We start from the raw sequence: 25357 nt of genomic DNA on the forward strand, positions 1-25357 counted from the left end.
AAGCGCTCCGATTGCATTGCGCGAGCCAACCCTGGAGCATCAAGGAACAAAAAAGAATGAACACGCAACTGATCAATGAACTGGCCACACTCGCCAGCGAGGCCCGCAACGCGGATACACTGGATATAGACCTTTTGCCCAGCGAGCAGATTCTTGAAAAAATCAACGCCGCAGACAGGGAAGTGCCCGCAGCAGTACACCGGGAAATACCGAAGATAGCCCGGGCCGTCGATGCCATCGCCGATGCCTTCAAAAGCGGTGCCCGACTCGTATACATGGGAGCAGGCACCAGTGGACGACTGGGCATTCTGGACGCGGTAGAGTGTCCGCCGACTTACGGCGTCAGTGAAGAAATGGTGGTGGCGCTGATCGCCGGCGGTGACGAAGCGGTATATCGCGCCCAGGAAGGTGCGGAAGACAGCTTTACCCTGGGCGGTGAAGATCTCCGCAATATTCAGCTCACAGAAAAAGACGTGGTCGTCGGCATTGCTGCCAGCGGCCGCACTCCTTATGTTATCGGGGGATTGCGTTACGCGCGCAGCCTGGGCTGTACAACCGTGGCGCTTTCCTGCAATAAATCGGCAGCCATCGCCGCTGAAGCGGACATTGCCATTCTTCCCGAAGTCGGCCCCGAAGTGTTGACCGGCTCCACACGGATGAAAGCGGGTACCGCGCAGAAGCTGGTACTTAATATGCTAACCACTGCGAGCATGATTCGGATCGGCAAAAGTTTCTACAATTTGATGGTGGATGTAAAAGCAACCAATGAAAAACTGGTGAGTCGTACCCGCCGCATCGTGATGGAAGCCACCGGTGTGGAACTGGCGGAGGCAGATCGTGTACTTGAGGATTGTGAACACAATGCCAAGCTGGCCATCATGATGATACTGAGCGGCCTGAACCGTCACGATGCCGAACGCGCCCTGAAAAAATCCGACGGTTTTCTGCGCCGGGCGCTGCGGGAAATCAATGCGGCAGACCAGGAACAAAAGATTGATCACGTGCGGAATACAGAAGAACCCGTGGCCTGAGTTCAATCGGTATGAAAGCCAGCGCTCACTGCGCCGGCTTTCATAGCACTTCGCGCAACTACAGCCTCAGTCTATTCGAATATGTGAATCCACAGGTCATCACCGGTGCCATTGTCGTTGATCGCATACTCAAACGCATCTTTCGGATAGCGCTGCCCCTCCCCGGAGACGCTGGTATCGTAGCTTCCCCATTTCTGCAGGTTCCACTGCCCAAACGGATCATTCACGGTGTAGTACTCACCATCAAAGCCGGTAACCACCATGATGTGGCCAGGCTGGGTAAACCAGCCATGGATAATTGTGGGAACACCCTGCGAAGCGAGCGCACGCAATTCTGCGATGGTGCCATTTTCCTTACCCACATTACGAATCGGGCTGCCCGCTTCCTGCGCCAGGGTATTGAACCCACTTTTCAGCGCCGATACGGTTTGCAGAACACCATTAAAACGCTCGTAGATATAGTCCGGGGAACGACCATTGTCGCTTGGATCGGTAATACCGAAATAATCGGTAATCATCGCCAGTGACGTAACCGAACAGGTGCCGTATGGATCGTAGTAATTGTCCAGCTGACTCCAGTACGGTATAGATGGTTGTTGCGGCGGTGGTGGAGGATTACCGGCGCCATCTAACCGGTCCGTGAGCGTATTGTTGCCCGCACTGCAATTACCGGGTGTGAAGTTTGTCCGCTCCCAGTCGATATTTCCCCAATCATTCCACACAGTCTGCGGCACTGAACCACCGGGAACTCGCCAGATACTGGTATTCGGACCAGCGGCGGACATGAACGTCTCAATCTGCGCTGGCGTGATCTGATCATATTCGGTGGAAACAATATGCCAGATAGGCTTCTGCGCGCCCAGCTGACGATATTCGCAATCCCCGACTTCAATCCAGTACGCCGGGTCCGCCATATAGCTTGCACCCCAGACTTCCACATAGGTTTGCGGCATATGGAAGTCCACGTACTGATCAATTATTCCCACGTCCATACCCTGGTCTGCCGGGTTGCCCCAGGTTGTGGCACCGAGGGCAAAACTACTATCCGCATGCCCCGCGTTCTGAGCATCGGTGCGTGCACTGGTGAAGGCCTGGAACAGGTTGTGCAAAGCCGTGGTGGTATTGTTGAACTCCACTTCCACATCGGAAACAAAACCGACATATCCATACTGTGCCGCGTAGTACAGGGCATCTGCCTGTGTGGTGTAATTGTTCGGATAGTTGTAAGCCCAGGCCCAGGGCTCTATCCCCCTGCTCTTGTATATCCCCGTCGTAACCGAAGAACAGGCGTCCGCAAACAGATTGCAGTTCTGTGTACCGTCGGCGATTTTGATGAAGATACGCTTTACACCCAGCGCAGCCAGTTCGTCTGCCAGTTGCGTATGGGTGCGATTTAAACCCTGTTCATCGATATACCAGAGCCAGGCACCAAACTTATTGGTGAGTACACCCGGGGGCTGCTGATCCATCGCCTCTTTTACAGACAGATAAAAGTTCGCCGACCAGCGATTCGTAAAGCAGGCAGTACCGCCATTCAGGCTCTGGCAGGTACTGACTTCGGTCTGGGAAAAGTTCCCATAGACATTGTTTTCTGCACCAGAGACCTGTTCAAAACAGTGATTTCCGTAGGTTGCGGAGCGAACCGAACCTACCGGGCAGCTACCCGTGCCACGCAAATTCTGCGCAAAGCTTCTGGACCAGCGCAGTACCTGAATATTGTTACCCTGTACCGGGTAGGTATAGGTATTGGTGCAGGCACTGCCACCACCGTAGTTGATACAGCCATCGACCATCTGGTTGGTAAACGGGCCGAAAACATCAACCTCGTTGGCGCAGAAATCGAGTTCTGTATCAAAACTGCTTCCATCGGGACACAACGCCGCCACCTGCATGGACCCCAAGGCCAGTACAGGAAGCAACAGTAATTTTCGCAAGGACATGTGATTACCTGTTAAACATTATTGTTAGACGGGGTAATGCACTCTTAAAAATTTCAGAAGAGAAAAACGCATCACAGACTCATCACACCCTCCACCAGAGAATCCGACCAGTTAGCAGCTATCGGTCAGAGCTATAAAGGTATGAGAAAGTCCGAAGGTTTCGGTTATTCATGGAACAAACGTGACGCAATACTCAGGAAGGGGGCAGCTTGTCCGCCAGAATTTCGAGCCAGTGGCGCACCGGAGTTTTGGTTCCCGCCTGCAAATGGAGCTGGCATCCGATATTGGCGGTAATGATGGTTTCAGGACGACTTGCCTGAAGTGAGTGCAGTTTTTCCCTGCGCAGGCGCTGGGACATTGTTGGCTGCAGGATTGAGTAGGTACCGGCGGAACCACAGCACAAATGGCTATCGGCCACTACCGGTAGTTGCAACCCCAGTTTATGCAGAAGGGCCTCAACCCGGCCGGGCAGCGCCTGTCCGTGCTGCAGAGTACAGGGACAGTGGAACACAAGCTGTTGTCCGCGCAGTGTTTCCAAAAAATCGGGCGTGGACTCATTAAACACCGACTCCAGCAGCTCCACAGGGTCGCGCATTAACCCGGCAAGCATCTGCGCCTTTTGTCGGTATTCTTCGTCGTCCGCGAGCACATGGGGATAATCTTTCAGGTGCACACCGCAGCCAGATGCCGTAGAAACAATCGCACGCAACGGTGCGTTTTCCGAACGCTGCCGTTCGTAAACGGACCACCAGGAATCAATATTTGCCCGCGCCAGTGCTCGCGCCTGCGCTTCACCACTGGTATGAAAGCTGGCCGCACCACAGCAGCTGGCTACTGCACTGATACACGCCGGTACGCCACAGTGGTGCAATATTTTTTCCAACGCGGCGTCGGTTTGCGGTCTCAGCGAAGGCTGCACACATCCGCGCACGATTAGTACCGCGCCAGGATCAAGGGCAGGAACCGCGGTGTTTGCGGTCAGTACCGGGCTGGTGATTACATTTGTTTTTTCTTGCCTAGGAAAATAAACGCGCTTGACAGACGCGGGTAACAGTGCCGAAAACTGTCGCCCCATTCCCATTAACCCGGAAAACAGCCCCGGGGTTACCAGTAAGTTGCGCAGTCCCCAACGCAGCGTCTTCTGCCAGAGACCGCGAGGGGCGAGACGCTCACTGGTATTGCGGCCGATAGCCACCAGCTTGTGATACTCGACGCCGGAGGGACAGGTAGTTTCACAGCTGAGGCAGGTGACACAACGATCGAGATGGGTGCGCGAGGCCTCGCTGGCGGTGCCCTGCTCTAGCATCTCCTTGATCAGGTAAATACGCCCGCGCGGGCTGTCCAGTTCATTGCCATCCTGTAGATAGGTGGGACAGGTTGCGGTACAGAACCCACAGTGCACGCAGGCATTCAATACCTGCTCCGCGCGTTGCTTTTCAGATTCGTCCAGAAGCCCTTCGATCAGATTGACCTGCATTGGTTAATGCCCCGCTCCATTTGCCACTTGCTCAGGCGCCTCGTCGCTACTGCAAAACCGCGCACGGAACAGCACCGGGTTGAACAGCCCCTTGGGGTCGAGGGCGTCGCGCAATGCGCAATGCCACTCCGGTGCATCCGCCTGCGCGGGAACCAAGGGCCCGCGCATTATCTGAACGAAGCCTCCCCGGTCAGCTGCGGCACGGGCCAGTGCATGATGATCACCATCCCGTACCCAGACCCGCGCGCCTTCCCACTCGACCAGCGCCTGGCCGGCATTCACCGGCAAATGGGCGTACCGGGGCAAATGCACACAGGCGAGCCGCTCACTGCAGAAAAACGGCAGCTGAAAATTCGTCAATGCAGCCCAGTCGAAGTCTGTGGCGTCACCACCCAATTGCGTAAGCAGTTCCTGCACCGCGATGGTTCGCCCACTGATGCGCAGGTACAGGCGCCCGTCCTGATAACAGGTACCGGTCAGCAACGGGCGTAGACTGCGTGTGCGCTGCCACCACTGGGCCAAATCACCAGGCGCAACCGCGAAGGAGATCGAAGCCGTATGTTCGGCGCGCGGTTGCAGGCGCAAGGTGACATCGAGAATTGCCCCCAGGGTGCCCAGTGCGCCAACTTGCAGGCGCGCCAGATCATAGCCCGCCACATTCTTCATCACCTGCCCGCCAAAGTTGACGATTTCACCACGTCCGTTGATCAGCCTGCATCCCAACAGGCTGTCGCGCAGCGCCATACCAAATGCGCGGGATGGCCCGTCCCAACCGGAAGCAATGGCGCCACCCAGGGTACTTTGCGGGGAAGGTTGCGGGATTTCCGCGGCGAAGCTCTGGTTATTGTGCGCCAGTAACGCTTCCAGTTCGCTCAGGGGCGTGCCGGCGCGGGCGCGCAGCGTCAGCTCCTCGGGCTGGTAGTCGATGACGCCCCGGTGCATACCAATCGCGAGGGTGGCGTCGCCAGGCAAACCCAATGCGACGCGGCTGCCGTTGCCCCCCACCACCAGATGTGGCCGAGAAGATGCACCAGCCTCAAGCTCCGTGTTTGCGACATAGCATTCGCGCACCTGTGCCGCGAGGCCCTCGGAATAATCCTGATCATTACCTGGGTGTATTACTTCAGCCACGCTCTTGCCTCAACGCGCGATATTCCTGGCACCGGGCCAGGGTGGGAATCTGCTTGTCGGGGTTCAGAAGCTGGAAAGGATCCAATGCGCGTTTGATCGCGCGAAACTGTTCCAGCTCGGCATCACTGAATTGCACCGCCATCTGGTTGATTTTTTCGATACCCACACCGTGTTCACCGGTGATGGTGCCGCCTACGGCAATGCAGTATTCAAGAATGTCCGCGGCCAGCTTTTCCGTGCGCTCGAGGGCGTCGGACTCGCTGCCATCGAACATGATGATCGGGTGCAGATTGCCATCCCCTGCGTGGAATACATTGGCAACCTGAAGGTCGTACTGTTCGGCAAATCGCGCGGTCGCTTCCAGTACCTCGCCGATACGGTGTCGAGGCACCGTGCCGTCAATACAGTAGTAATCCGGACTCAGACGGCCAATAGCCGGGAAGGCACTCTTGCGCCCTTTCCACCACCGGGCTCTCTGCAACGCGTCCGCCGCGCACTGCACCTGCACCGCCCCTGATGCACTCAACACCTGCTCTACCACGGCAAGCTCCGCGTCCACCTCCAGGGGATGACCATCCAGGTCAATCAACAGTATCGCTGCCGCTTTCAGGTTATAGCCGGCGTGACAAAATGCTTCGGTGGCGGAGATGGCGAGCTTGTCCATCATTTCCAGTGCGGCGGGAATCACACCAGCCCGCACGATGGCGGATACCGCATCCGCGGCGGCGCGCACACTGTCAAAATCCGCCATCAGGGTACGTGTTTTTTCCGGTACCGGTGTCAGCTTTACGGTGACCTCGGTGATAACCCCCAGACCGCCTTCACTACCGTGCACCAATGCCAGCAAATCGTATCCCGGCTGGCTGAGGCAATCGCCGCCGAGGGTCATTACCTCACCCACGTTGCCGTCGGCTGCGGATACCACGCGCACGGAAAGAACGTTCTGGACCGTGACACCGTACTTCAGGCAATGCACACCGCCAGCATTTTCTGCAACATTACCGCCAATGGAACAGGCGATCTGGGAAGATGGATCCGGCGCATAGTAAAGTCCGTGAGGCGCCGCCACAGTGGAAATTTGTTGATTAATCACACCGGGCTGCACACGTGCCGTCATCGCCTGAGGGTCCAGGTCCAGAATTCGATTCATAGGTGCGGTGACCAGAAGCAAGCCCTGCGAGATGGGTTTGGCCCCTGCGGACAGGCCGGTGCCGGCACCGCGGGAGACCAGCGGTACAGAAAATTCATGGCACAGACGAACCGCCGCCACCACATCCTGCTCGCTGTGTGCGAGGGCGACCGCCAGTGGCTCCTGACAGTAGACCGGAAGCGCGTCGCATTCAAAGGGCGCAGTATTTTCGCGCCCATACAGCAAGCGTTCGCCGGGAAACCCCCTGCGGAGTGCAGCGAGAAATGCCTGCGTACTGGAATCCATACCCCGGGTCACACGATTCATCCCAACCAAAGAGTCAACCAAAGAGCGAACTACAGCACCGAAACATCGCCGCTCACACTTTCCAGATAATACGGCGACGGTACATCTGCCACATCACCAGATAAAATAGCGCCAGACTGGACACTGCAAATGCCAGCGAACCGCCGTAGCTACCAAATAATGGCTGGAACACAGTATGGAACAGCCAGCCTTTTAGTGTGGTATCCCCCACCGGTAACATGATCAACAACCGCCCCATCACACCCGCGAGCATAAACAGGGCAATGGCATTGACACCGAACACCAGCAGTGGCGCCAGCGCGCGACGGCGTTCGCGGATATCCACCAGATAATAGAGCCCGGACAGCAGTAGTGTGGACACACCGGCAGTTACCAGCACAAAGCTCGGCGACCAGAGTGCCTTGTTGATAGGCACAAGCGGATGCAATAACTGCCCCACTATCAGCATAGCGGCGCCGCCAAGTCCCCAGACTCGACACAGTCGCAGCTGCGATGCGCTGTCCACTCCCGTTTGCTTCCAGGCAAGGCCAGCCAGCACCCCCAGCAGACAGGTGGAAGCTGCGGCAAAGGTGGTCAGCACACCCTCGGGATCAAACGGGAAAGGCTCGGCACTGCGGTAATACACATGCTCAGCTCCGAGAAGCCACTGGTCCAGCCAGGCAGAAAAATGATTGCCGAATGCCAGTTGCCCCTGAAAGGTTTCTCCGGCGGCATTCTGGTAGGGCAAAAACAACAGCATCAGCCACGGAAGCAGGCTGCAGAGAACTGTCGCGACAATCAGGCCTGACGTCGAAAGCCAGCGCACCAGGTAACAGCAAACGATGTAAACCAGTGCGATGCGCTGCAATACCCCCATCCAACGGATACCCTCCAACCGATCCTGTACCCAGCTGTATGAGTCATCGCGGAAATTGTAGAAAAACACCGCCAGGAACAGCCCCAGAGCAAACAGCTTGAGTGCCCTGCTCCACTGCGCCCAACCAACCGCAGGGAATGACCTGCTGCGACCGCAGGAAAGCACCATAGACAATCCGACTACGAACAGGAACAGAGGGAAAATTACATCGGTCGGTGTCCACCCATGCCATTCCGCATGGGCCATAGGCGCATAGACGTAGGACCAGCTGCCCGGGTTATTGACCAGAACCATGGCGGCAATGGCCAGCCCCCGCAGCAGGTCAACGGACATCAGGCGACCGCTGGGTAACTGCTGCAAAATATCGTCAATGTGCCGCTGCACAGTCATTGCTCCGGATAGAGCAGATAGGGCTGCCGCTGCTCGCGAAAGACAGCGAGATCCGCCTGCCAGGAGGCACGAATCTGTTTAGCACTGGTACCGTCCATGACGGCCTTGCGCAGCTGGTCTGTGCCGGCGAGCTTGTCAAAAAAACTGGCGCGAGAGAAAAATGCTTCGGGTGACTCTCCCGTGCGCCGGGACCAGGAGAGCAACGGTTGCAGCGAAAAGCGCACACGGGAATCCGCATTGCGTAAATCATCTCCCGTCAACAGGATCCCCTTATGTTTGGGATTCTCGCTGGCACCGGCAACAGGTATCGGGGTAAATGTAAAGGTGCCCTGATGATCACCCGGATGACCCAGCACCTGGAACGGAAATTCAGTTCCGCGTCCCACACTCACCGTAGTGCCCTCGAAAAGCCCTAGAGAGGGGTACAAGCGGATGGACAAATCATTGGGCAGATTCGGCGATGGACGCACCGGCAGGCTGTAAGTCATGCTCTTGCGGTAGTTCGCCACCGGAATCACCGTCAGCGCACATTGCGCACCGCCATCCAGCCAGCCCTCCCCATTGATCATTTGCGCCAGTTCACCCACGGTCATGCCGTGTATCAGCGGGATGGGGTGCATGCCCACAAAACTCTGAAAAGGTTTTTCCAGCAGGGGACCATCGATGTAGTCCCCATTCGGATTAGGCCGGTCCAGTACCATCAGCGGAACCTGATGATCAGCGCAGGCCTGCATCAGGTAGTGCAATGAGCTGATGTAGGTGTAAAAGCGTACACCCACGTCCTGGATATCAAATACCAGCCAATCCAGCTCCGTCAGGTTCTCCGCGCTGGGTGCGTAATTGCCACCATAGAGGGAGACGATAGGCAATCCACTCGGGCCGTCGATACCATCATCTACCTTGCCACCGTTTTCCACATTGCCGCGCACACCGTGTTCCAGTGCGAAAATTTTCTGCAAGCCGACCTGACGCTGGCGTAGAAAATCAATCAGGTGCGACTCGCCCACCCGAGAAGTCTGGTTTACCACCAGCCCCACTTTCTGATCGCGCAGCAGGGGCAGGTAGAGGTCGGCTTGCTCTGCGCCGGTGCGCAACGCCGAAGCACCGGTATCACCATCCTTCAGCGAGGCGTGAGCCACCGGCACATCAAAATAGGCGTCGGGATAAGGCTCGGGCTTGTAGGTGTAGTGCCACCACTCCTGGGTATAGTTGACAAACCCCGCCGCCCCCATGACCTCGCGCAGGTGCAGCCGATTCGCGCGTGCGGTGGCATCCTTCAACGGATATTCCGTCGCCGAACGTTCATCCATAAAATCGAACCCGGTCCCCATCTCCAGCGCCTCACCGGTATCGATACGGTAGAGGGTCAAATCCACAGTGGCACCGCGGCTATGCCCGGAGCGTTCGGCAATATAGCCCCGCTCGAACATCTCGGATTTTTTCTCCCGTGGATAGAAATCCGCTTTGGTGCTGTGATCTTCCGGCGCGGCGGCCCAGCGTACAAAGTGATTGACGGCCTGCTGCGGGCGGTAGCAGTCGAACAGTTCGAGACCCAGCCCTTCTTCTGCCAGCCGGTGAGCCACTTTTTCCAGCGCGTGGGCGGCTGAGGGTGCCAACAGACACAGATTATCCCGGTACCCATCCAGCGGCTCTCCCACCAGATTATTTGTCGTCGCGTAGCGCATGGCGACCTTGATATTGCCACCGCGTACCGCCACAAACCCCGGATTGGTCGAAGTGGTTACACTGGCCGTCTCCGCCCGGCGACTTTCGCCCTGTGAATAAAACGTGCTGAGCGTGACACCACCAATGACCAGTATGGCGGCCAGGGCGATCCCCCCCCCCTGCTTCCAAACCTTCCTCATACTGCCTCCCGCGATGTCCCTGCAGCTGGCGACCGGGCATCGTTCAATGTGCATAGTTGCTGATATTCCACCGTCGCCAAAGCGGCTTCTCGCGCGGTCAACACACGCAGGGCCGGAGATCCATCGATACGGCGCAGGCCATGCATTTCCAGGTCTGCGCGTTCACTGGTGAAAGCGATGATCGCATCGAGTATTTCTGCGGTAACCTCCTGGCCGGGCACCAGTAGAGGGATACCCGGGGGATATGGAACCACCTCGTCGCAAGCGACACGACCAATCAGCGCAGCGCGGCCACCGCCTTCCCAGGCAAGTTTCTCCCCTCGGGCAAAATACGCGGTGCGCGGCAGGGCAACGATCTCACTGAGCTCGGGCAGGGTCTGTCCGCGAACTGGAGCTTCATCGTTACCCGCGGCAGAAACTCTGCGCCCCCCTGCTTTGCAAGCGTCGTCCGATAACTGGCGCAAGGCTTGCTTCAAACGCAATACCTTACTCTCCGTGGTGCCGATAGTGACCAGAAAAGACAGCGTGTTGTGGGTGTTCTTCTCTACCTGAATGCCGAATTCGGTAAATAAAGCTGCCTGTGCGTCCGGTGCGCTGAGACCCGATTGGCCCACATCAATGGTGACTTTGGTCGGGTCGAGACGAATGCCGTCTTTTGCCAGTCTGGGGCCACAGAGATCTTCCGCGTCGAGGCTGCGGAAAACCGTATTCTGATCGACAAACTGGCGTATTTCTTCGGCAAATCCCAGGGTGCGATCCAGTACCTGGTAGCCCTCAATACTCATCTGCTTGCGGGCCACATCCAGGCTGGCAATCATGCCGTACTGCGGGCTGGTAGAAGTGTGCATATTGATATCTTCGCGGAATCCGGCCGCGTCAAATTCTTCCCGTTCCTCTCCATCCCGCGATAATTGCCACTCGAAATTTCCCACATGAATCATGCTCGCCTGAGAAAATGCCGAGAGCATCTTGTGCGTAGACTGGGTAACAAAATCGGCCCCACACTCCAGCGCCGTCGGGCGCAGGGCCGGGTGAAACCGACCATGGGCATACCAGGCTTCATCAATCAGGACAAACAGGCCCGCCGCGTGGGCGTATTCGATAATCGGGCGCAGATCGTAGCGCAGTCCATCATAGGTACATGATGTAAGGACCAACAGACGAGCACCGGGGTTGGCGTCAATGGCACTGAAAATTTCACGCTGTGGCACCGGGCCGTAAACGCCATATTGCTGATTGACCGCAGACTCCAGGTAGACGGGCAGCGCACCACTCATGATCATCGCGTGATGCACGGATTTGTGGCAATTGCGGTCCACGATGACACGGTCGCCGTGGCGCAGGAGGTGCTGCAGGACGATCTTGTTCGAAGTGGAGGTGCCGTTGGTAACAAAGTAACTCTGGTGCGCACCAAAAGCCTTGGCTGTAAGCTGCTGGGCCTGACGAATCACACTGATGGGATCCATCAAGGAGTCCAGCATTTTCACGCTCACGGACAGATCGGTATTGAAGATATGCTCGCCCATAAAGCGATAGAAATCGGCGATCCAGGGGCTGGTACTGAGGCTATCGCCACTGGAATGCCCGGGGGTGTGCCAGGAATCACGCGCCGCATACACATACTCACGCAATGCATCGGCAAAAGGGGTTGCGATGCGCTCCAGCAAAATTCGGCGCAAGGTACGATACACAACACCGTAATTGGATTCAGCCCGGGAAATCACACATTCAAAGCCAGCGCCTGAGGCTTCGTCGGCGCCGGTCAGTAGTACACGATCAATCTCCGCCCGCTGCGCGTGCACCCGTGCCAGGGTAGCCTTTAAACCGGCTTCACTGAGCCCCTTATCATCCACCACCAGAATTTGCACAGCGCCGCTTGCGAGCGCTGAATCCAGCCCCTCCTCGCTAGTGCGTGTGAATACCAGTGCAATGGGTGCGTCCGAATCGTGCTCGGCGAGCGGTGTCAATTCATCTATCCAGCGCGCGGCAAATTCCCTGTCATCAGTAAACAGCACTATTTCACAAGGGCTCTTCTTCATTTCGTTTTACCCTGTTTGCAACCCTTGTTTCTCACTCAAAATACTTCCTGTTTCGCTTTACAGCATCAGATAACCGAGCGCGATAAACCCGAATGCGCTCACCACACCAGCGCGCAGCGCATAAGGTATCTGCGTGCGTACGTGTTCGATATGCTCAGTACCGGCCGCCAGCGATGACACGATGGTGGTATCGGAAATCGGCGAACTGTGATCGCCAAAGATGCCACCAGACAACACCGCGGCGACGAACAATGCGGGTTCCGCACCCAGCGCACTGGCCACGGGAATGGCGATGGGCAACATAATGGAGAAAGTCCCCCAGCTGGAACCCACGGAGAACGCAATTACCCCGGACACCAGGAAAATGACTACCGGCAGCAACGCCAGGGGAATCGAATCCCCCACTAGCCCCGCGACATACTGCCCGGTGCCGAGGGTCTTCGAGATAGCGCCGAGCGCGAGCGCCAGTACCAGAATGATCGCCAGCGGCAACATGCGCCCGGCGCCCTCCATCCAGGTATGGCTGAGTTCATCCAGCGACATGCTGCGCTGCACAATCACCATTACAGACACCGTGGTGAGTGCGGCAAGCGATGCCCAGAGTACGGATGTGGAACCAGAGCCCTCAAAAATCTTGCCATCACCGGTGATCCACAGGCTAAGCGGCATCGCGAGAATCAATACCATGACCGGCAACAACATATTCATCGCACGGGGTTTGATATGGCTCTTCTCACCAGTGCTCGCGCTGATATCGATGCCGTCCAGTTCACCGCCGCTGGTACGGGCCTGCACCTGAGCCATCGGTCCCGGATTGTAATCACGGGAGATCGTGTAGGCTGTAAGCGCGACGGCGGCAATCGCGTACAGGTTTAAGGGGATACTCGCCAGCAGAACTTTTAACGGGTCCTCCACACCGAGCCCGTCCAAAAGCCCGAGATTAAATGCACCCCAGGCGTTCAGGGGAATCAACATGCACACAGGCGCTGACGTGGAATCGATAATGTACGCGAGCTTCTCACGGGCAACCCGGAAGCGATCAAACAATGGACGCGATACGGTACCCGCCACCAGCACCGTAATATTGGACTCGATAAAGATAACAATCCCGACCAGCCATGCCATCCACTGAGCCCGCTTGCCATTAGTGACCCAGCGGCTGCGCTCCAGGAATCGCACGAAGCCGCTGACCGCCCCACAGCGTTCCAATGTGATGATGAATGCACCGATCACCAGGGTGAACATCACTACCCGCGCGTCACCGGGATTGGCCAGAACCGCTAACACACCATCCAGCGCCTGCGCCAGGGAGGCAAAAAAACCATCGTGATTCAGCAGAAAGAACCCTAGCCAGATACCGGCAAACAGCGCCAGGTAAACCTGCCGGGTTAACAATGCCAGGCCAATGGCGATAAAAGGAGGTAAAAGCGTGAGCCAGGAGAGTTCAGTCATAAGTAGTACTGCTATTGTTATATTTTTGATCGGTCAGCGATTTGTGATCCACAATTTGCCACATGCTACCAGCTGGGCACCGATGAGAAATGGTGGTAGTTATCGCCAAAACCGATAGCTGCCACCTTACAGACATGCGCTTCCTTCGCAACTAGCTGACTACGGCATCCCGCAATACCAGCGTACCAGCGTCACCATCCAGTTCCGCCATCGCGCCTACTGGCACCGTGGTCTGATCTTCCACATGTCCAATCATCAGCCCACGTACTACCGGTATACCGAGCTCTGCCGTACGTTCACGCAACACATGCTCCATACTGAACGTATTGCCGCTGGTTTCCGCATCGGTGAACTTGCCAAAGACTATCCCCGCAACCTGCTGCAATTTTCCAGCGAGCCAGAGCTGGGTGAGCATGCGGTCCACACGATACGGGGCTTCGCCCACGTCCTCCAGAAACAGTATTTTACCGCGATAATCCGGCTCAAAGGGGGTACCCACCAGGCTCGCCATCAGCGACAGGTTGCCGCCGATCAGACGGCCGCGGGCGCGGCCGCCGGTAAACCGGGTTATTCGATTGCGCTTCTCTACCCGGCCCGGGGCGGTCTCGAAGGGCGGTGGAGTGCCCAGTGGTACTGGGCGCTCACCGTGCACTAATACCTTCTGGTACTCGGCCAGGGTGTAATCGGTAAAGTTCTGGGCGGCGATCGGGCCGTGAAAAGTAACCACACCACTTCGGTGGTAGATGGCATTCAGCAATGCAGTAATATCGCTGTAGCCGAGCAAAACTTTCGGATTATTGCGAATCAACTGGTAGTCGAGCATCGGCAGGATACGCGGCGTGCCATAACCACCGCGCAGGCAGAAAACCGCATCCACATCCCGGTCCGCAAACATGCTGTTAAAATCCTCTGCCCGCGCAGAGTCGGGACCCGCCAGGTACTGAGTGCGGCGATACAGGTGACGGCCCTCTTTGACCTCAAAGCCCAGCGAGCGCACTACATCACCGGCAAAGCGGATATCTTCGTCTTCCCAGGCATTACTCGCCGGGGTCACCAGGCCTACCGTCATACCTTTTTTTAATCGCTTCGGGCGCAGCAGGTCAGTATCTCCGCCGCTGTAGCCAGCGGATTCCAGGTCCTCGGCGCCACTGGCAACACTTGCTGCTGCCCCTAACAGGGGAGCTGACATCAGGGATTGAATTAAAGTACGCCGCCGCATGACAGACTCCTGAAACTGGTTAATTTATTGTTTTCGAACACTGTTGTCGCACTAATGGCTGCGGGCAGTCTCTACCTGCACAGCCCCGGCCACTTTTTCAAAGCGCAGATCGTGAAAATCGTAACTGAAATCGGTACCGCGCGACTTCGCTTGCATGGTAAGCAGTAAAACGCCGGCTTCGCTGCGGTCAGCAATCATCCAGGCATCCGCATTCAGACTGCGGTCGTCCCAGTGCAGTGCCCAGACGCCGTCACTGGCGGCCGTCAGTGTCCCGGTCAGCCGGGGCGATTTGAGTGCACGCCAGCGCAGCTTTCCGTTTTCCTGAGTGATACCGACATCCCCAAACCACGGGTCCCGATAGAGTCCGGCCAGCTCTTCCTTTGCGACCGAGGTATACCCAACAGGCGCGACCAGTTCTTCCGGTTCCACTGCCTCTGCGGGGGTGCCGTAAAGGTCCTGAAAATAGGCCAGCCAATCCCGCTCAGGCGCCCCCAGATAGGGCTTCAGCAGGCCATAAATCAACGCCTGGCGCGCAGCGCCCGCGCTGCGGTTCATCAGCACGACTATTGCCAGATCCTCTTCCGGCACCATGGCCGCCCAGGCGTACATGCCGGACAGGGAACCGGTGTGATGGATCACTTTTTTTCCGTGCATGTCCTGCACTCGCCACCCCAGGGCATAAGCATAGAAATGCCCTCCATCACGCTCCGCGCGCTGGCTGGAAAATGGCATCAGGGTTTCCGGGCGCCACAAGCGATCACGGGTTTGCTCCGTGAATAGACGCTCGCCATTTTCCAGTTCACCACCATTCAACAAGACCCGCAGCCAGCTCAGCATATCGCCGGCGCTGCAGTGCATACCGCCAGCCGCCGCCAGCACAATAGGTTCATGGCCGGCCAGGTTGGGGGTATCCACCACCATGCCGATCTCTTCCAGTCGATGGGGATCGGCAAGGTTGTCGCGGGCATCGGCCGGCACCGGTCCGGCATAGCAACTTTCCAGCCCCAAGGGAACAAGCAGACGCTGCTGAATAAAATCCTCATAGGACATGCCGGAAATTTCTGCGATCAGTTCACCGGCCACGATATACAGCAAGTTGTCATAGGCGTAGTCGGCGCGAAAACCGCGGGTAACGGGGAGGTGCGCCAATCCATTCATCACGTCAGCGCGCGTGTAAGCATTGGGTTGCGGCCACAGCATCAGATCGCCGGCCCCGGGGCCCAAACCGGAACGATGGGTCAGCAGATCCACCACACGAAATTCATTGCTGATCCAGGAATCTCCGAGACGAAATTGCGGGAGGTATTCGACCACACGCCCTTCCCACTCCAGCTTGCCCTCTTCCACCAGCAGCCCCAGAGCCGCAGTGGTAAACGCTTTGGTGGTGGACGCCAGCTTGAACAGGGTCTGCCCATCGACCGCTTTCGGGCTATCCACATTAGTAACACCAAACCCACGCAGCAGTACTGGTTCGCCCTTGTGCCAGATCGCCACTGCAGCACCGGGCACCTGCTCCTGCTCGAGTACACGTTCTACATAGGCTTCAGGATCGTACTGATCCCAGGGCTCCGGCTGGCAACCTGCGCCCAGCACCATGCCGAATATGCAGGAAATACGGACGGCAGTTGCGGTGAAGTGGTTCATGTGGCCAGACTCTCCTTAAATGTGCACGGATTGCGGAATGCGCTCTTGACGCGGCAAACGCATCAGAATAATTTATCAATCATGGATTTTTAAGTAAATAATAAATTATTCCGAATCGACGGATGTGCCAAACCGATACCGTGTCGGCTCGCAATCAATGGAGTGCACCTTGACCCGAAAAAATGCCTACCGCACAAACCGACCAAGCCGCCCGTACCTGACTGCAACAACGCTGGCGAGCGCCCTTTTTGCCGCGCAGCTATCCATGGCACAGCAGTCCATGGCGCAGCAGTCCATAGCGCAGCAAAGCAATATCGCCGCAATACAGGCTCAGATTGATCAGGGCCATTACCGGCAGGCCAAACTGGACATCAGCGCAATGCAGCAAAAGGAACCGCAAACTCCAGACAGCACCGCACTCGCCTTTGAAGCTGAGCGCATGCGCCGCATCGAGATGGAATTCACCATCCCGCCAGAGCAATTGCTGGCTTCTGTGCAGCGCTACATTCCCGACGCCACAGAAAACGATATAAAACACTGGAACGACGCCGGATTACTGGAATACAAAACCTTTGACGGCAAGCGACGCTATTTCAATAAAGCAGCCTATAACCTGGTTCACATTTCAGATGAAGCCGCAGCACGCACCGCGGACTACCGACGCTTCACAGACCGGGCTCCGCTATACCAGCTGCACCCGCATCATGCCGCGGTCATCGACGCACACGGTGACGGCGATACGCCCCTGCGCCAGCGCCTTGCCATCACCTACACCCTCACCGTGGACGCAGATAGCGTTCCCGACGGCGAAACCGTGCGGGCCTGGCTCCCCTTTCCGCAAGAACTACCCGGGCGCCAGGAAAATATCGCACTATTGAATAGCACCCCGACAGATTTCACTCTGGCGCCGGTGGACACACCGCAACGCACCATCTATTTCGAACAGACTGCCCGCGCGGGCACACCAACCCGGTTTTCCGTGGAATACGCATTTGATAGCTTGTCACGATATTTCAATATTGACCCAGCAAAAACTGCGCCAGTGGATCGCGCCCAAGAAACTCACGAAAGGCTCGCGCCGTTTCTTGCAGAGCGAACCCCACATATCCAGTTCACTCCCGAGCTTCGCGCACTGTCTAACCGTATTGTCGGCGATGAGACCAACCCCTATCGCATTGCCCAGAAGCTCTTTGCCTACGTCGACGAGATCCCCTGGGCAGGCGCCCGGGAATATTCCACCATTCGCAATATCAGCCAGTACGCCGCCCAAGCGGGCCACGCGGACTGCGGTCAGCAGACGCTTTTGCTGATCACCCTGATGCGCATGAATGGCATTCCCGCCCGCTGGCAGTCCGGCTGGGAGTTTTCTCCCGCGAGCTTCGACACCATGCATGACTGGGGCGAATTTTATCTGGCCCCTTACGGATGGATGCCGATGGACGTCACCCACGGCCTGCTGGACAGCGAAAATGAAGCAGAGCGCTGGTTCTACCTGGGCGGGCTGGACAGTTACCGGCTGATCTTCAATACCGACTACAGCCGCCCCCTGGTGCCGGCAAAACAACACTTCCGCTCGGAAACCGTCGATAGCCAGCGCGGTGAAGTAGAGTGGCGCGGTGGCAACCTGTACTTTGATCAATGGGATTACGAGATGCAGTGGGAGCCGGTGGCAAGCAGCGGAGATAAACCGCAAATTGCCGGGGAATAGCACCACACGAATGGATGCATGCAAAAAACAAAAGGCCACCCGGCATCACCCGGTGGCCTTTTTCTGCCAGACCAACGCCTGAAGCTAATCCCGTTTTTCAGGAAAATATCTTACTGCGGGCTTTCCAGAAGTCCGCTCACCAATGCCTCAATCACATGCAGTTGTGCGGAACGGAACAACAGGCGCTGTAGTGCTTCTTCATCTTCCGAGGGCACTACATACAACCGAATATCCGAATGGATGCTGGCCGCATTGTAGTTATAGCGAGTCAGGCTCAACACCTTGACACCATGCTCCCGCGCGCGATTCGCCACCTCTACCAACGATTCTTCACCACCAAAATCACACAAAATACACAACAGGTCTTCGTCGCGCAGCGAATCGGCAATACGATGCTGCAATTGCCCACCTTCATCGAACACCGCCCAGCAACCGAGCTCAAGCAGTTGGTGGGTCAGGTAACGCGCGACCGATACCGATCCGGGGCAAGCGGAAATCTGTATACAGCGAGCTTGCCGGATTGCGTTGATCGCTGCAGCCAGCTGCTCCGTCTCGTTGATACTGACGGTATTCTCCAGCACCTCGAGCTTCTTTTGCCCAAGGGTACTGAGCGGGCTATCGGACTGCGCAAAATGCCTGGCTTTTTCCTCATCTGCCGCCATACCGGCACCAGCGTAGGATTCGTATACCGCCAGCTTCAGGCTCGGATAGCCTCGATAACCCAGCTTCTGAGAGAACTTGACCACACTGGACTGGCTGACGCCCACGGCATCCGCTAATTGGGAAGATGAGTAGTCACGCAATAACTGCGTATTATCCAGAATAAAGTCCGCGAGCTTGCGCTCATTAACCGACATCTGGTCGCGCATCGCGCGCATTTTCAAAAGACAGGTCATGGGGTGCGTTATCACTCCGCGTCACGCTGGCCATCAGGCCAGCAGCTGCAAGCCCTCGATTTTTTCAATACCGAGTCCCGGGGTTTCATTCAGAATGATATCCGCATCCTTGTAGGACGCGCCACCGACCACGGGGTCAAATTTGCACAGGGACGGCACATCCAGGTCCAATTTGGACACTACCGGCGCCTTGGCGGCCGCCACATGTGCCGCTGCAGAAACACCGATGCTCGTCTCCAGCATGCAACCCACCATACATTCCACGTCGTGCAGATCCGCGATATCGGCGATTTTCAGTGCATTGGAAATGCCGCCGGTCTTCATCAATTTGATATTGATAATGTCTGCTGCCCGCTGGTCAATGACCTTCATCACTTCCTGCGGACCGAAAACGCTTTCATCCGCCATAATCGGCGTCCTGACACGCTCTGCGATATAGCGCATCCCCTCAAGATTGTTCGCCTTGACCGGCTGCTCCACGAGCTCAAGCAGCACCCCCGCCTCTTCCAGGCCACGAATGGCGAGCACCGCCTGCTTCGGGCTCCAGCCCTGGTTCGCATCCAGGCGCAGCAATGCGCGCCCTTTTACCGCCGCGTAGACGGCCCTGATCCGCTCAATATCCAGGCCAATATCTTTACCGACCTTGAGCTTCAGAATCTCGAAGCCTCTCTCCACCGCACTTTCCGCATCAGCGACCATCTTCTCGATATAGTCGACACTGATGGTGATATCGGTGGTCAGGCTGTTTTCACCACCGCCGAGAATTCGGTAGAGGGGTGTTTTATAGCTCTGCGCAAACAGGTCAAACAAGGCAATTTCCACTGCCGCCTTGGCGCTGGTGTTATTGATCATCGCCCCCTGAATCTGGCGAGTAAGGCGGTTCAGGTCTGCCACGTCGCGCTCCAACAGCAACGGGGTAAACACCGTGCGCACGGCCTCGATCACCGAGCCGTGGGTATCACCGGTAATCACCGCGGTAGCCGGGGCATTGCCGTAACCGACATGCCCCGTATCGGTCTCCAGCATCACCACCACATCCTCTACCGCATCTACGGTTCTCAATGCAGTTTTGAACGGGGTTACCAGAGGAACCCGCAGCATGCCCAGCTTTACGTCTACGATTTTCATGGCAGCACCAATTAGATAATGGTTTTTATGGCATAGATGCCATCGATATAGCTTTTTTCTTTGCTGAGCCGCATTGGGCTAAGCGGTGTAATGGAAACGCCAGAAAGCGTGCCCCGATACAGAGATTCGTCACTCTGGTAATAGCTGAGCCCGGTAACGTCATGGATCACATAAGGCTCACCATCGACCTCACCGATATACATCATGACGTGCCCGGGAATGTAAATCAGATCCCCGACCTGAAGCGCAGAAAGCGCCTCCACTCGCGCTGCGTGGTCTTCCGGCGCAAACCGCTTGGTCGGTGCGAAGTCACTTTTGCCCTGCTGCCCCGAATTCCGCGGCATCAGGATACCGAAGGATTTATACACCTCGCCCACGAATCCGGTGCAATCACGCCCGTTATAATCGTGCCCCCAGCCATAACGCTCACCGAGGAACTTGAATGCCTGCTGGAGCACAAGTGACGGGCGATACTCAAGCATCCTGGGAGTAACGTCCTGGCCGCGCCCTATCAAAGTGGGCTCGAACTCCAGCCCCCCCTCGGCATTGCGCACCGGCAATGCCACGATGTAGCTGGCCTGCGGGTTCTGACCATTCACGTTATGCCCCACATCCGCCGCACTCATCAACGGCAGCGATACCCCCATATCCAGAACAACTTCGGAGGTACGGCGATCTACCGGATTGTAATTGGTTCTTACCTGCGACCCGGTGACCGTCAACCTCGGAGAGGATTTGTACCACTGGTCAATTTCGCTGCGCTCGCCTACCGCCACTGCCCGCTTTGGCAGCCAGGCTGCATAGTGATAGTTCACAGCAAACCACCACTCACCGTCAGTGCTTTCATGCAAAATGGCGAGGCGCTGGCCGGGAAACACACCCGTTTCCTGGAAACGGTCCAGATCATAGTCTTGCGGGTGCTTCACGACCCGCGTGTCCGTCGGGTAGCTGCGCATACTTGCGCGCTCAACGACCACTCCCCAGCGGACAGCTATCTCTTCGGCCAGAGCGGACCGCTGCACTTTCGCTTCAAACCCCGCATAGTCGCTGTCGGAAAGCTGACGCCCGTCGGTAAAGTAACGCGGTGAAGAGGCCGGACGGCTCACCTGGTCGATCAACGCAAGAACGTCCGCTTGCGTCATGGTGTCCGGTAAGCGGTCGAGATGATGGAGATACTGATCTGTGGAAAGGTTTTTCTGATTGAATGCCTGAATCTCAGCAGGCTGCATACGGCGAACATCTGATTGGATGCGTCGCGTCCAAAACTCCAACCCTAACATTTCTTCACGTAGGCCCGGGACATCTGTCTGGAAGGTGGATGACTGCGTTGCAATCGCCCGGACGTCATTTTTTTCGGTAGAAGCGACCACCCCTTCATCATGCGCGTTTCCACACGACACGACTGTGATACACAGTATGCTCGCAATCCAGGTACGAGAGCCGCGCTTCAGATCTGGTAAAAAACCCAATGCATAATCCATATCTAGACAAGATCAGTTATTTTATTTGGCACCCGCATATCTTACTGCAAACCCATAGCCAAAAACGAATAAATTATTCAAAAAATAACTATAAAAATAATTTTCTAGTTTCTCCCGGATTTTCTCCACACTTGAGAGTCATTGACAAAAAAGCCCCGGCAAAGCCGGGGCAAGTTTCAGACTATCAGGAGACTATGAGAAAACTTCTACCAATTAAAAGTCCACACCGAAAGACAATTGCAGGCGACGAGAGTTAAAGAAACTTTGCGCCTTACCAAAATCGTCTGCACGCAAACGCTGCTCAACATTAAAGCCGGTCTGACGATCAAACACATTGAACAAATCTGCTCGAACTTTAAGGGTGTAGTCATTAAACACGTCGAAGCTCTGGGTGTAGTTCAAGTCCAGCTGCCAGTGAGCATCAGTGCGTCGTACACCGGCCTTTTCACCATAGGCGCCCGTATCATTACCACGAGTTGGTGAGTACCCGTAAATGGTACCATCCTGAATCTGCCAAGGCTGACCAGACTGATAGATCAGGTAGGCGCCCACATTCGCCTGCCAATCGGTCGTATAGTAACCGAATGCCTTGAAAATATGTGGCCGGTCTCCACTCAGGGTACCTTCGCGATTGTCCCAGATATTGAGAGTTTCCCAGTCCATCAGGTTGGAGGATCCGATAAAGGTTGCCTGATCGTTATTGACCGTGGTGTTGTCCTGATCGAAGTTGCCAGAGTAGCGACTACGCACATAGGAAGCATTCAGATAGGTCCGGTCCCCGTACCACTCAGCCTCCAAACTAGCTTCCCAGTACTTAGTATAGGCGCCATCAATCTGAGCAATCACGTAAGAAGACGTTGAAGGCAACTCTTCCCGAATTCGCGACATTTCCTCGGCACTGTACGCATAGAACTCCTGGTTGGAAACACTATCCGGAATCCGGTCAGGATCATTAAAGTACCAGCCGGAAGGCGTGTAGTAAGGTGTATCCTCCCAGAAATTATCATTCTCACGGTATCGAACGTGTGCACGCACGTTTAGTCCCTGCATAACATTGCGGGTGGTACCGATGGTAATTTCATCCATATACCGCGGATCCATATCCTTCTCGAACACCTTACCACTGGAACCCGCTGCCGGCTGGTAAGCTAAAGCATTACCACTCTCATCAAAGTAGACATTCAAGTCGCGACGAGTGTTACGAGCCCAAGAGGCAGCTCGCGCCAATGAACTGGTAGAAGGGTTATAACGCGCGTAATTTGCAAAGACCGTATCTTCGACATCGTTGTAACGCCAGGTCACACCCAAACGCGGCTGGATCATATCTTTCCAGTCCACGCGGTACATTTCGTACTTGTTACCGGAATCTTCAACGAAACCCGAGAAGTTATTAGCTTCGCGCAGGCCCTCTCCGTAAAGGATGTCCTCACTAATCAGGAAGCCGACATTAAAGGTAAAGTCGTTCCAATCAATTTTGTCATTTACCTCGAAATTGTAAGACTCGGTAAATGAGTTGATGGGAGATACCGGGTTGCCATCGAGGCCCAGGCTCATTTGCTGAATTCGGGCAGAGTAATAGACCTGCTGAGAAAGATCTGCGCTACTTACAAAGTTATCCGGATCGAGAGAAAGGCTATCAAGTGTATCCAGACCTCCGTTGACACTGACTGTACCCCAGCCATTGGACAGGCGGGAAAGCTCTTCCTCCCCCTCTTCCCACATAAAGCCGGCATGCAACTCATGGGAAGTGTCTCCCCACACCAGAGTGTGGTCCAGCGACATTTCAAAAGCCTTGCGGTAGTAACCCGCCGCTTCTACCTGGTAGTAGGCGCCAACTCCACCGCCGCCGGTAATCTCACCCTGATCATTCAGGTAACCGTATTGATCGATAATCGGCTGAACAAATGCATTGTACTCATCTTCCCCTTCTACTACCCCTGGAACGACGACGTAACCCATATCGCCGAGATTAGCTACATCAAGCCCTCCGGCCAAACTGGGCTGGACCCCGAGCATACGGTCGGCCTGCTCACCACCTTCGGTAGCAAAGCTGGTGTACTGTGCGGTGAAAACGGTACTGTCATTAATCACCCATGAACCGTCCAAGGTGAAAACTTCCAACTCTTTGAATTCGCCTCGCGACACATCATCGGACTCGTTCCATTCAATGGAAACACCCTCACCGATACGCTCGGAAGTACGATAGCTACTATTCAGCATGATATCGTCGGTAACGGCCCATGTCAGCTTACCGAAGTATTCATCGCGCTCACTCAGGTAGTCCTTAACGTCACCATAAGTAGTTTCTTTATTCTCTCGCTCTGAGCGTGGACCAAAGTACGAACCATAGAAAAACAACTGGTCTTCTATAAGTGGACCACTTGCATAAATGGTCGTCCAGCTATTATCCGTTGTTGCTTTTACACCTTTATCAGTTTTACCGACAAAGTTTTTCGGCATTATTTTATGTTCGAAGCCGGCCTGAAACTCATTGGTACCCGATTTAGACTTGGAGTCTACGGAAAAACCACCGGAGCGGTTGAATCCGACCGCGTTGGCTCCACCACGCTCAACCGATACCATTTCAATATCGTGGTTCGACGGTTCAGCATCCAGGGTACCGAACATTGGCAGCGTAATATTTACACCATCAAATGCGTAAACGTTGTCCTGGCCACTACCACCTGCACTCGCACCACGCACGCTATTCTGGTGAAACTGCACTCCAGGAATTAGCTTCATCATATCCCGGTAGTTGTTCCCTGTTGGTACGCCCTTAACAACATCTGCTCCCAAAGCATTAGAAAGAGTCGCTTCGCCGCCAACCTGAATCAATTGTCCGGTAACCTCTACTTCTTCCAAGTTAGCGTCTTGGACGTCAGGCGCCATCACCACGGAGACATTCGAGCGCTGATCCAACAGAACCCGGGTTTTAACTGTCCGTGTAATACCATCTTCCGTGGTCAATGTCAGAGTGTAAGTACCGGGAATCAATGCCGGCATTCTGAAATCACCACCTTCGCCTGTTTGCACGGTTCTGCTCTTCGGCATTACCGGGCTGGTCGCCGTAATGGTTACACCGGCCGCTTCGACATTTTCATCGAGATAGACCGTACCCTCGATACTTCCGGATTGCTGAGCAGCAACAGACATGGAAAACAACACGCCTGCTACAGCGGCCGCAGAACGTGTAAGTGTTGTTGAGGTTGCTGTCTGGAGCGAGGAGCTCAATTTCGTTTTCTGGAACATGGATGGCCTCCCAGGCATTTATTGTGTTTGTCCCCATAGGGAAAGAGTTGATCACTATTCTCAACTTCCCATCAGCGCCGGCGGTAGTGCGTAGTTATTGGTTCTCAGTCAGTAGCATCTATCGGTCAAACCGATAAAATATATCTTTAGCACCCAACGCAAGGAATAAGATATTCCAAGGCCATTCTGCGAAAAAAATTCCCTCTGTGCGAGAGCAAAATCATAAAAAATTCAACGAAATTTCTTCAAATAGACCAAAAGACAGCTTAGGCAGTTAGCGTGGGCATGTTAATCAACAGCCGGGGAACTGGGCCTGGAGCCCAGCATGGTTAAAGATTACTCAAAAGGAATAATTTAGTAGACGCTACCGCAGCTCACGGTAATGAATTAGGCGC

At 55.7% G+C, this 25357-nt stretch carries 16 protein-coding genes and 2 pseudogenes; 2 read left to right on the forward strand and 16 right to left on the reverse strand.

Annotated elements, in window-relative coordinates; all coding sequences use genetic code 11:
• Window positions 1–56 precede the first annotated feature (56 nt).
• Complete coding sequence (gene murQ, locus ACONT6_RS10405) at window positions 57–1031, forward strand: N-acetylmuramic acid 6-phosphate etherase (protein ID WP_428818465.1); 975 nt, start codon at window positions 57–59, stop codon at window positions 1029–1031.
• 71 nt (window positions 1032–1102) lie between these two features.
• Here murQ and ACONT6_RS10410 read toward each other — a convergent pair whose 3' ends face one another.
• From ACONT6_RS10410 to ACONT6_RS10460, 11 genes and pseudogenes are all read right to left on the reverse strand, one after another.
• Complete coding sequence (locus ACONT6_RS10410; RefSeq protein ID WP_428818466.1) at window positions 1103–2971, reverse strand: C39 family peptidase; 1869 nt, start codon at window positions 2969–2971, stop codon at window positions 1103–1105.
• A gap of 193 nt (window positions 2972–3164) precedes the next feature.
• Window positions 3165–4448 (reverse strand): glycolate oxidase subunit GlcF, encoded by a 1284-nt coding sequence (glcF, locus tag ACONT6_RS10415; protein WP_428818467.1) that lies wholly within the window; start codon window positions 4446–4448, stop codon window positions 3165–3167.
• Between the two features lie 3 nt (window positions 4449–4451).
• Window positions 4452–5579: an FAD-binding protein gene (locus tag ACONT6_RS10420; protein ID WP_428818468.1), complete on the reverse strand. Its 1128-nt coding sequence runs from the start codon at window positions 5577–5579 to the stop codon at window positions 4452–4454.
• Window positions 5572–7014, reverse strand: coding sequence for an FAD-linked oxidase C-terminal domain-containing protein (locus tag ACONT6_RS10425; protein WP_428818469.1), 1443 nt, complete (start codon window positions 7012–7014; stop codon window positions 5572–5574). The genes ACONT6_RS10420 and ACONT6_RS10425 overlap by 8 nt, the downstream gene beginning before the upstream one ends.
• Window positions 7015–7087: 73 nt before the next feature.
• Window positions 7088–8275 carry an acyltransferase family protein gene (locus ACONT6_RS10430; RefSeq protein ID WP_428818470.1) on the reverse strand — a complete coding sequence of 396 codons (1188 nt, stop codon included), beginning with the start codon at window positions 8273–8275 and terminating at the stop codon, window positions 7088–7090.
• Between the two features lie 2 nt (window positions 8276–8277).
• Entirely contained in the window at window positions 8278–9426 is a 1149-nt protein-coding gene (locus ACONT6_RS10435) for an exo-beta-N-acetylmuramidase NamZ family protein (RefSeq protein ID WP_428821504.1), read from the reverse strand.
• Window positions 9415–9999 (reverse strand): annotated as a pseudogene (locus ACONT6_RS10440) (M15 family metallopeptidase); the annotation flags it as partial. The pseudogene ACONT6_RS10440 and the gene ACONT6_RS10435, both read right to left, overlap by 12 nt.
• Window positions 10000–10142: 143 nt before the next feature.
• Complete coding sequence (locus tag ACONT6_RS10445; protein WP_428818471.1) at window positions 10143–12185, reverse strand: aminotransferase class I/II-fold pyridoxal phosphate-dependent enzyme; 2043 nt, start codon at window positions 12183–12185, stop codon at window positions 10143–10145.
• 57 nt (window positions 12186–12242) lie between these two features.
• Entirely contained in the window at window positions 12243–13637 is a 1395-nt protein-coding gene (locus ACONT6_RS10450) for a Na+/H+ antiporter NhaC family protein (RefSeq protein ID WP_428818472.1), read from the reverse strand.
• A 151-nt stretch (window positions 13638–13788) separates the two neighbouring features.
• Window positions 13789–14856: a S66 peptidase family protein gene (locus tag ACONT6_RS10455; RefSeq protein ID WP_428818473.1), complete on the reverse strand. Its 1068-nt coding sequence runs from the start codon at window positions 14854–14856 to the stop codon at window positions 13789–13791.
• A gap of 51 nt (window positions 14857–14907) precedes the next feature.
• Complete coding sequence (locus ACONT6_RS10460) at window positions 14908–16500, reverse strand: serine hydrolase (RefSeq protein WP_428818474.1); 1593 nt, start codon at window positions 16498–16500, stop codon at window positions 14908–14910.
• Between the two features lie 169 nt (window positions 16501–16669).
• Here ACONT6_RS10460 and ACONT6_RS10465 point away from each other — a divergent pair, with 169 nt between their 5' ends.
• Window positions 16670–18208, forward strand: coding sequence for a transglutaminase-like domain-containing protein (locus ACONT6_RS10465; protein WP_428818475.1), 1539 nt, complete (start codon window positions 16670–16672; stop codon window positions 18206–18208).
• A gap of 110 nt (window positions 18209–18318) precedes the next feature.
• On the opposite strand, the gene ACONT6_RS10470 is transcribed toward ACONT6_RS10465, so the two are convergent.
• The 5 genes and pseudogenes from ACONT6_RS10470 to ACONT6_RS10490 all read right to left on the reverse strand — a co-directional run bounded on the left by ACONT6_RS10470 (window position 18319) and on the right by ACONT6_RS10490 (window position 24962).
• Window positions 18319–19104 (reverse strand): MurR/RpiR family transcriptional regulator, encoded by a 786-nt coding sequence (locus ACONT6_RS10470; protein WP_181252829.1) that lies wholly within the window; start codon window positions 19102–19104, stop codon window positions 18319–18321.
• 33 nt (window positions 19105–19137) lie between these two features.
• Window positions 19138–20232: a dipeptide epimerase gene (locus ACONT6_RS10475; RefSeq protein ID WP_428818476.1), complete on the reverse strand. Its 1095-nt coding sequence runs from the start codon at window positions 20230–20232 to the stop codon at window positions 19138–19140.
• A gap of 11 nt (window positions 20233–20243) precedes the next feature.
• Window positions 20244–20714 carry a C40 family peptidase gene (locus ACONT6_RS10480; protein ID WP_428821505.1) on the reverse strand — a complete coding sequence of 157 codons (471 nt, stop codon included), beginning with the start codon at window positions 20712–20714 and terminating at the stop codon, window positions 20244–20246.
• 315 nt (window positions 20715–21029) lie between these two features.
• Window positions 21030–21713, reverse strand: a pseudogene (locus ACONT6_RS10485) (SH3 domain-containing protein); the annotation flags it as partial.
• A 213-nt stretch (window positions 21714–21926) separates the two neighbouring features.
• Window positions 21927–24962 carry a carboxypeptidase regulatory-like domain-containing protein gene (locus ACONT6_RS10490; protein ID WP_428818477.1) on the reverse strand — a complete coding sequence of 1012 codons (3036 nt, stop codon included), beginning with the start codon at window positions 24960–24962 and terminating at the stop codon, window positions 21927–21929.
• Window positions 24963–25357 lie beyond the last annotated feature (395 nt).

Source organism: Microbulbifer sp. MCCC 1A16149 (assembly GCF_050368945.1).
In the GTDB taxonomy this organism is placed as follows: domain Bacteria; phylum Pseudomonadota; class Gammaproteobacteria; order Pseudomonadales; family Cellvibrionaceae; genus Microbulbifer.

Coding starts and splice junctions, on each gene's coding strand:
- murQ (WP_428818465.1), top strand. CDS start 57: ATGAACACGCAACTGATCAATGAACTGGCCACACTCGCCAGCGAGGCC.
- ACONT6_RS10410 (WP_428818466.1), bottom strand. CDS start 2,971: ATGTCCTTGCGAAAATTACTGTTGCTTCCTGTACTGGCCTTGGGGTCC.
- glcF (WP_428818467.1), bottom strand. CDS start 4,448: ATGCAGGTCAATCTGATCGAAGGGCTTCTGGACGAATCTGAAAAGCAA.
- ACONT6_RS10425 (WP_428818469.1), bottom strand. CDS start 7,014: ATGGATTCCAGTACGCAGGCATTTCTCGCTGCACTCCGCAGGGGGTTT.
- ACONT6_RS10445 (WP_428818471.1), bottom strand. CDS start 12,185: ATGAAGAAGAGCCCTTGTGAAATAGTGCTGTTTACTGATGACAGGGAA.
- ACONT6_RS10450 (WP_428818472.1), bottom strand. CDS start 13,637: ATGACTGAACTCTCCTGGCTCACGCTTTTACCTCCTTTTATCGCCATT.
- ACONT6_RS10455 (WP_428818473.1), bottom strand. CDS start 14,856: ATGCGGCGGCGTACTTTAATTCAATCCCTGATGTCAGCTCCCCTGTTA.
- ACONT6_RS10460 (WP_428818474.1), bottom strand. CDS start 16,500: ATGAACCACTTCACCGCAACTGCCGTCCGTATTTCCTGCATATTCGGC.
- ACONT6_RS10470 (WP_181252829.1), bottom strand. CDS start 19,104: ATGACCTGTCTTTTGAAAATGCGCGCGATGCGCGACCAGATGTCGGTT.
- ACONT6_RS10475 (WP_428818476.1), bottom strand. CDS start 20,232: ATGAAAATCGTAGACGTAAAGCTGGGCATGCTGCGGGTTCCTCTGGTA.
- ACONT6_RS10480 (WP_428821505.1), bottom strand. CDS start 20,714: ATGCTTGAGTATCGCCCGTCACTTGTGCTCCAGCAGGCATTCAAGTTC.
- ACONT6_RS10490 (WP_428818477.1), bottom strand. CDS start 24,962: ATGTTCCAGAAAACGAAATTGAGCTCCTCGCTCCAGACAGCAACCTCA.